This window comes from Thermoplasmatales archaeon (assembly GCA_014361245.1).
Classification (GTDB): domain Archaea; phylum Thermoplasmatota; class E2; order UBA202; family JdFR-43; genus JACIWB01.
Genome location: JACIWB010000055.1, coordinates 1 through 7227, shown reverse-complemented (window position 1 = coordinate 7227; position 7227 = coordinate 1). Strand labels below are relative to the sequence as shown.

General features: G+C 35.5%; 10 protein-coding genes. 5 read left to right on the top strand and 5 right to left on the bottom strand.

The genetic code is table 11. The features are described from left to right. The first annotated feature begins 198 nt into the window (after positions 1-198). Genes H5T45_07000 through H5T45_06985 form a run of 4 tightly spaced genes read left to right on the top strand, consistent with a single transcriptional unit; the run spans position 199 to position 3328 of the window. The gene (locus H5T45_07000) at positions 199-681 is read left to right on the top strand and encodes a 3-isopropylmalate dehydratase small subunit (protein ID MBC7129454.1); all 483 of its coding nucleotides are present in this window, start codon (positions 199-201) and stop codon (positions 679-681) included. Next, positions 678-1790 carry an isocitrate/isopropylmalate dehydrogenase family protein gene (locus H5T45_06995; GenBank protein ID MBC7129453.1) on the top strand — a complete coding sequence of 371 codons (1113 nt, stop codon included), beginning with the start codon at positions 678-680 and terminating at the stop codon, positions 1788-1790. The genes H5T45_07000 and H5T45_06995 overlap by 4 nt, the downstream gene beginning before the upstream one ends. A 1-nt stretch (position 1791) precedes the next feature. Next, positions 1792-2214 carry a metal-dependent transcriptional regulator gene (locus tag H5T45_06990; GenBank protein ID MBC7129452.1) on the top strand — a complete coding sequence of 141 codons (423 nt, stop codon included), beginning with the start codon at positions 1792-1794 and terminating at the stop codon, positions 2212-2214. After that, positions 2183-3328 (top strand): class I SAM-dependent methyltransferase, encoded by a 1146-nt coding sequence (locus H5T45_06985; protein MBC7129451.1) that lies wholly within the window; start codon positions 2183-2185, stop codon positions 3326-3328. Before H5T45_06990 ends, H5T45_06985 begins: the two co-directional genes overlap by 32 nt. Here the strand turns inward: H5T45_06985 and H5T45_06980 are convergent. From H5T45_06980 to H5T45_06960, 5 genes are all read right to left on the bottom strand, one after another. Next, positions 3322-3819, bottom strand: a complete 498-nt coding sequence (locus tag H5T45_06980) for a cob(I)yrinic acid a,c-diamide adenosyltransferase (protein ID MBC7129450.1) — start codon at positions 3817-3819, stop codon at positions 3322-3324. The genes H5T45_06985 and H5T45_06980 overlap by 7 nt on opposite strands. Next, complete coding sequence (gene nifU / locus H5T45_06975; GenBank protein MBC7129449.1) at positions 3816-4346, bottom strand: Fe-S cluster assembly scaffold protein NifU; 531 nt, start codon at positions 4344-4346, stop codon at positions 3816-3818. The genes H5T45_06980 and nifU overlap by 4 nt, the downstream gene beginning before the upstream one ends. Position 4347: 1 nt before the next feature. After that, positions 4348-5490, bottom strand: a complete 1143-nt coding sequence (locus H5T45_06970) for a DNA primase (protein MBC7129448.1) — start codon at positions 5488-5490, stop codon at positions 4348-4350. A 216-nt stretch (positions 5491-5706) separates the two neighbouring features. Continuing rightward, positions 5707-6312 (bottom strand): thymidylate kinase, encoded by a 606-nt coding sequence (locus tag H5T45_06965; protein ID MBC7129447.1) that lies wholly within the window; start codon positions 6310-6312, stop codon positions 5707-5709. Beyond that, on the bottom strand, positions 6300-6956 hold the full coding sequence (locus tag H5T45_06960) for a phosphatidate cytidylyltransferase (GenBank protein ID MBC7129446.1): 657 nt from the start codon (positions 6954-6956) through the stop codon (positions 6300-6302). The genes H5T45_06965 and H5T45_06960 overlap by 13 nt, the downstream gene beginning before the upstream one ends. Before the next feature lie 108 nt (positions 6957-7064). Here H5T45_06960 and H5T45_06955 point away from each other — a divergent pair. Continuing rightward, the coding region (locus H5T45_06955) for a helix-turn-helix domain-containing protein (GenBank protein MBC7129445.1) at positions 7065-7227 on the top strand (163 nt) is incomplete at its 3' end.

Below are 7227 nucleotides of genomic sequence, written 5' to 3'. Positions count from 1 at the left end.
AAGGAAACATGTAATTGGAATGGCAATTTGCCATAACCTCCAGACATATATGACTATTTTTTATCCCTATAATTTTAATTTTCTTTATGAATATGTTAAATGTAATTGATTTGTTCGACAACCTCTCAAAAATAGAAAATTTTTTAGAAGTTAAAGAAGAAATAGCAAAATTTTTTATTAGGAATGCATTTCCATATAATGGTAATAAAAGGAAGAGTAATCAAGTACGGAGATAATATAAATACAGATGTGATTTATCCTGGAAGATATCTTGAAATAACAGATGCACAGGAAATGGCAAAGCATGCAATGGAGGATTTAGACAGCGATTTTCATGAAAAAGTAAAAAATGCGAAAATAATTGTTGCGGGCAAAAATTTTGGATGTGGCTCATCCCGCGAGCAGGCGGTGACCTGCCTGAAATATGCGGGTGTGGAAGCGATACTGGCGAAATCTTTTGCAAGAATATTTTTCAGGAATGCGATAAATGAAGGAATTGTTGCCCTTGAATTTGATACAGATAAAATAGAGGAAGGGGATGAAATTGAAATAGATGCCTCTGGGGGTAAAATAAGGAATTTGAGCAAATCGGAAGTTTATGATGTGAAGCCTTTGCCTCCTTTTCTGCTTTCCATAATAGAGAGTGGGGGGCTTGTTAAATATATGAAGGTGAGAAAATGAAATATAAGATTGCAATGCTTCCAGGGGATGGTGTTGGAAAGGATGTGATGGATGCAGCCCAGATAGTTTTGAATGCAAGCGGACTTGATGCGGAATACATCTATGGAGACATAGGATGGGAATTCTGGAAAAAAGAGGGAAATGCTTTGCCAGAGAGAACAGTAGAAATGCTAAAAGAAACAGATTGTGCTCTTTTTGGAGCAATAACATCAAAATCAAAGAAAGAGGCGCAGGAGGAGCTTGCGGAGCACTTAAAGGGAAAGGTTGAGTATTCAAGCCCTATTGTAAAGCTACGCCAGATGTTTGATTTATATGCAAATGTAAGACCTTGCAAAGCATATAAGGGAAATCCTCTGAACTATAGAGATGATATAGATATTGTTATATTTAGGGAAAATACTCAATGCCTCTATGCGGGTGTTGAATTTCACCCCCTCCCAGATGAAGTTAGAAAAGCTCTGGAATTAAATAAGAATATGCTGAAATTCCATGATGTGCCAGCAGAGGATATAGCCATCTCTGTTAGAATTTTTACAAGGGAAGGATGCAGAAGGATTGTTAAGAAAGCGTTTGAATATGCAAAGGAACATGGAAGGAAAAGTGTAACTGTTGCTGAAAAGCCAAATGTTGTCAGAGAAACCTCTGGAATGATGATTGAAGAAGCAAGAAAGATTGCACAGCAATACCCAGATATAGAATACAAGGAAGTAAATATAGACGCATTAACAATGTGGTTGCTTAAAAATCCATCTGATTATGATGTAATAGTTACATCAAACATGTTCGGCGACATCATCTCAGATGAGGCGGCGCAGCTCGTTGGGGGGCTTGGCTTTGCGGGAAGTGGGAATATAGGTGAGAAATATGCTATTTTTGAGCCAACGCACGGCTCCGCCCCAAAATATGCGGGCAAGTATGTAGTTAATCCTGTTGGCATGATTGTTGCAGTCAGGATGATGTTTGAATGGCTTGGAGAGAGGAAGCTGGCGGATAAGCTCGAGAACGCAATTGCAAAAACAATTGAGGAAGGAAAGGCAAGAACATATGATATGGGAGGAAATGCGAGCACGCTTGAAATGGCGGAAGAAATAGTAAGGAATATGGATTAAAATGAGTAAAAGGTACGAAGAGTATATTGAAACAGTATATGGGCTTGTAAAAAAGAAGGGTACGGCAAGGACAAATGATATTGCAAAAAATATGAATGTAAGGCCATCAACCGCAACTGAAATGCTTCAGAAAATGGGAAAGGAAGGATATATAAGATATACAAAGTATAGGGGAGTGGTTTTAACTGAAAAGGGAGAGAAAATTGGAAGAAAATTAGAAGAAAAGCATGAAATCTTGAGAAATTTTTTTATCTCAATAGGTGTGGATGAAAACCTTGCTGATGAAGATGCTTGCAAAATAGAACATGTCACCTCAAATAAAACACTTGATAGGCTAACAAAATTTTTTGAATTTATTCAGAAAAATGAATTGTTAAAAGAATTTGAAACTCATGAAAATAGAGGAAATAGAGGAAGAGATTGAGAAAGCAATCTCTTTAATAAGAAGTGGCTATAGTAGAAAGTTAGTGATTGAGAAACTGAAGGATGTATATTTTCCAAGAGAAAAAATATTTGAAATGGGAAAATGCAGAATAAAATCTTCAAAAAAATTTCCATCTCAAAATCTCTTTTTTGATGAATACGGGCTGAGATATGCTACCCCACCAGCTGTTGCTGAATATAGAGCAAAAAGAATTAAAGGAAATGTGATAGCAGATGTAAGTTGTGGGGTTGGTGCTCAACTAATTTTTTTTGCAAAAAATGCAATTGCAATAGGAGTTGAGAAAGATGCTATAAGGGCAAAGATTGCAATTTTAAATATGGAAATAAATGGAATAAAAAATTATGAAATTATTGAAGGGGATTGCCTTGATAAAAATATTGTAAAAAGAGTGGATGCAAATGCAATTTTTTCTGATCCTTCAAGAAAAGAAAAAGAAGGGGAAAGAAGGTTGCAAAGCCTGATGCCAAATCCACTTAAAGTTTATGAAATCTATAAAAAGAAGGTGGATAAAATAGCTTTTGAATTGCCCCCTCAGATTTCAAGAAATGAAATTTTACTGGAGGGAGAAAAGGAATATACCTCCCTTAATTTCAATTTAAACAGGCTTGCTCTTTACACCAATGAACTTGCTTCTTGCGACACATCAGCAGTATCCCTGCCATCTGAGGAAAGAATAACTGACATGGATGAAAAAATTGAGTTAATTTTTTCTGATAAAATTGGAGAATTTCTCTATGAAATTGATGTAACTGTTGTAAAGGCGGGTCTGGTAAGCAATTTATTTGGAAAGATAGGTTTTGATGGAAATTTAATTAAAATTGAAAAGAGGAGAAGTCTCGCTACCTCCAGCACTATTTACAATTCTTCTTTCTTAAGAAGATATAAAGTGATGAAAATATGCTCATTCAATTTTTCCGAAATAAACAAAATTTTGAAAAACATGAATGCAAAGAAGGCAATTTTAAGAATGGAAATAGCACCAGAAAAATACTGGAATGTTAGAAAAAAAATTGAAGATGGATTAAAAGGAGAAAAAACATATCATATATTTAAATTCAAAGAAAATGCATTGATTGCTGAAGAGAGTCAATAATCAATTCCTTCAATTGTTTCTCCTGTTTTTTCATAATAATGTTTTATATTTCTCATTTCAGTTACTATATCTGCGATTTCTATTATTTCTTTTCTTGCATTTCTCCCTGTCAGAATTATGTTTGTTTCCCCCCTCTCCCTTATAAGATTTATAACATCCTCAACTTTTACAAGATTTTTATCAACTGCGACATTTATTTCATCAAGGATAAGCATAAATGGTTTCTTTTTAATTGATTTCCTTGCAAATTCCATTGCTTTTTCAGCCATCTCAATATCTTCCCTGCCCGCCTCAAAAACAAAGGACTTCCTACCAAATCTGGCTATTTCTATATTCTTGACTTCAATCATCGCCTCCCCGCTCTCCCTAGCCTTCATGAATTGAATAACAACAACCCTTTTGCCATGCCCCGCCGCCCTGAGGGCACAGCCAAATGCGGAGGTTGTTTTTCCTTTGCCATCACCAGTTAAAACTATTACCTTTCCTTTCATTTTTTGAAATATTCTCTTATCCTGTTAACTCCTTCCGCACTTATTATATTCGAAATTTCTTCTATTGAAGTTTTTCTTAACTCATCGACACTTGCTATTCCCGCATGCCACAATGCTTTTGCATCCTTTTCACCAACAATTTTTGAAAATTCCTCCATTATTTTTTCCTTGTTTCTGTAATTCTCTATTGCCTTATGCAAACCATCTGCCGCCAGATTGCTGCAATGCATTTTTATTGGGGGAAGCCCTTCAAGAGCATCTGCTATATCCTTCCTGCTTATTTTAAGCCCTTCATCGAGTGTTTTCCCTTTCGCAAGCTCACTCAGCATTGATGAAGTTGCAATTGCTGCCGCACATCCCATTGTTTCCCATCCAATATCAACTATTCTGTTATCATTCACTTTTATGTAAATATACATTACATCTCCGCATACCGGATTTCCAACTTTTCCAACCGCATCTGCATCCTTTAACTTACCTTTATTTCTCGGATTTAAAAAATGGTCCATTACTTTTTGTGAATACATTTTATTGCTTCTCTGTTATCATTTCTATACTTTTTGGAATTTTAGTAACTTCTCCCATTGCAGTTGCCACTATCTTCTTTACCTTATTTTCAAAAGCATGATCGAGCAACCTCTGGGTTATAACTCCATCAAAAACTATTACTTTTGGCTTTGTTTTACCTATTTCCTCTATCAATTTCTCCGTTTCTATTCTTTTGATTTCATTTCCCTCATCATCGAGAAAAATAGCAATGTGCTGCCCTCTTACTTCTTCAAATATTTTTTCATATTCTCCAAGCTCGCTCTTCTTTTCTTTTTTTATTCCCATGTTTTCAAGGTATTGCTCTGCAGGTATTTTATTTTTCAATGCTTTCATAACAAGTTTATATGACAATTCTTCAACTTCTCTGGTAGGAGGGGCTTTTGCAACAAAATCTATGTCTGCAACCTGAAGCAATTCTCTTAAAATAAGCTCTCCTCCTCTGTCCCCATCAACAAATGCGGTAGCAATTTTTTCGTTACATAAATCAATTATTGTCTGGGGTATATTTGTTCCCTCAACAGCAATCACATTTTTTATTCCATGCCTCAAAAGATTTACAACATCATTTCGCCCTTCAACAATTATTATCGCATCGCTTTTATCAATATTTGGCCCCGCAGGCAGGCGCTCCTTGCCATAATATGTGATTTCCTCAACCTGAACAGATTGCCTTATTTCCTCAACCAAGTCGGGCATTTCTTCGTGCGCCTGCTTCATTATTTCAGCCAATATTTCTTTTGCTCTCTCAACAACCCTCTTCCTTTTTGCAATTCTTATATCTTCTACCCTTTCAATTTTCAATTCTGCCTTGCAAGGTCCTATCCTATCAACACTTTCTATTGCAGATGCTATTAAAACTGTTTCAACTTTTTCAAGAGCGGAATTGAGTGTAAATTCTCCTTCGCTTTTACCCTGGACATGCTTTATATCAACTTCTATTCTTCCTATCCTTGCTGATTTCTGCAAATCTCTTAAATCAAGCTCTTCGCCTATTAACCCTTCTGTTTGACCGAATATTGCACCTATTACATCCGATTTATCCACTATTCCTTCAACCCTTATTTTTCCTTTAATCAAATATTTTGCAGCTGATGGATCGAGCGACAATGATACCACCTCCATAGTGATGGCTAACTATTAACAACAACTATTATTAAAACCTTGCGTTTGGTTAGGAGCAGGCTCTGCCCCTTATGTTTTAATTCATAAATTCTTTTAAAATTTGCTATGTTATCAGCAAAATTTAATTGTTTTGCCATGTCAATTTTGATGTGATAGAACAATTTATATACAATTTTTTTATTACATAGTGAGAAAAAATGAGAGGAACGGGATAGCTTATTTTTCTCCTCCCCCCTTGCCTCTCCCTGTTCCTCTCGCCTCCTCATCTAACTTATCAAGAATTTCATCTATTTCTCTGTGCGTATCTTCTATTGGACGATTTGTATATATTATATGCCATCCCTCTACAAGTTTAAGAGCTTTTTCCCTTACTTTTCTCAATTCCTCGAGATTTTCAAACATCTCTCTTTCTCCTCTTTTCTCAATTCTTCTGAGAGATTCCTCTGGCTCCACATCAAGGAAAAACATGTATGGTGAAGTAGGAAGAAAAGTTGAGAAAAATTTGTATAGTATCTTTGCAATAGGAAGTGGCAAATATGCAACTCCGACCAGATATCTTACAACAATAAATGTATCTGCCTTGCCATAAAATTTTCTTATCGAGCGAATAACATCCATTGCATAATAAAATGATGCTTTAATATGATTTATTTTACCCCCTTCAATGAGGGCTTTCTTTGCCTTTAGCCCGTATTTATTATCATCTTCTGGATGGGAGCGAATTATAACCTTCTCATTCCTATTTTCATATCTTTCTTTAATCAGATTTGCATGCGTGTCCTTGCCAGCCCCATCAAGCCCATCAACAACTATAAAGCGCATTTTATCCCATAGCAAAGAATTGAGGCGGTTAATGAAACAGTTAAGTTATCAAGCCCTTTTGGGGTTATTCCTTCAACAACCGTTGCAAAAAAACTTATAAAAATTAGCAGAAGAATTGATTGAATACCCTCAAAGAAATTATAGTAAAGCATTGCAATTGCCCCAAAAAAAATAATTGCAAAAAACATACTCAACGAGCCTTCTATACTCTTTTCGTCTCCAAATATTTTATACTTTCTCCTCCCGAATTTTGTTCCAAAAAGAGAGGCAAAGCCATCACCATAAGACATTGCAACTATTCCTATTGCTATCAAAAATTTATCGTTAAAAAAAACATAAGCAAGGAGCGTCCATGAAATTGAATAATACACCAGCCCCAGCCCATGTCCCGCAGAAGAAGCCTTACTCTTTATTTTTAATGGTGAATAAGGACTCATCAAGAAGGTGAGGGGTATAAAAGGGGCGGCGGCGAGAAAAGCCATTATATATCTATTCTCGAAGAAGGGAAGTATGAATAATATGTTTCCAACCATTATATGCAGGATTTTTCTGCTTAAAACAGGATAGCGAGAGAGTACTTTTTCTGATAAAATAATAAGAATAAAAACATATAAGTAGACAGCTACCAAGCCAATTAAATCCATGAAAATGAATGCAATCCGAATATATAATTTTTTTAGGAATGTAAAGTAAACACAGATCAGTAACATTTCTTAAACCAATTTCCCATTCTTTATAGGAGGGAATGGGAAATGTCACATGTTACTCCAGAAATGAGGAGAATAATGGCTATGGCAAAGAAGGCAGGAAAGAAAACAAAAGAAATTGCTGAATTTCTTGGAATAAGCAGAAAAACTGTATGGAAGTGGAATAAAAGAGCACATCATCCAGGAAAGGAAAGTTTTAGAGATAAAT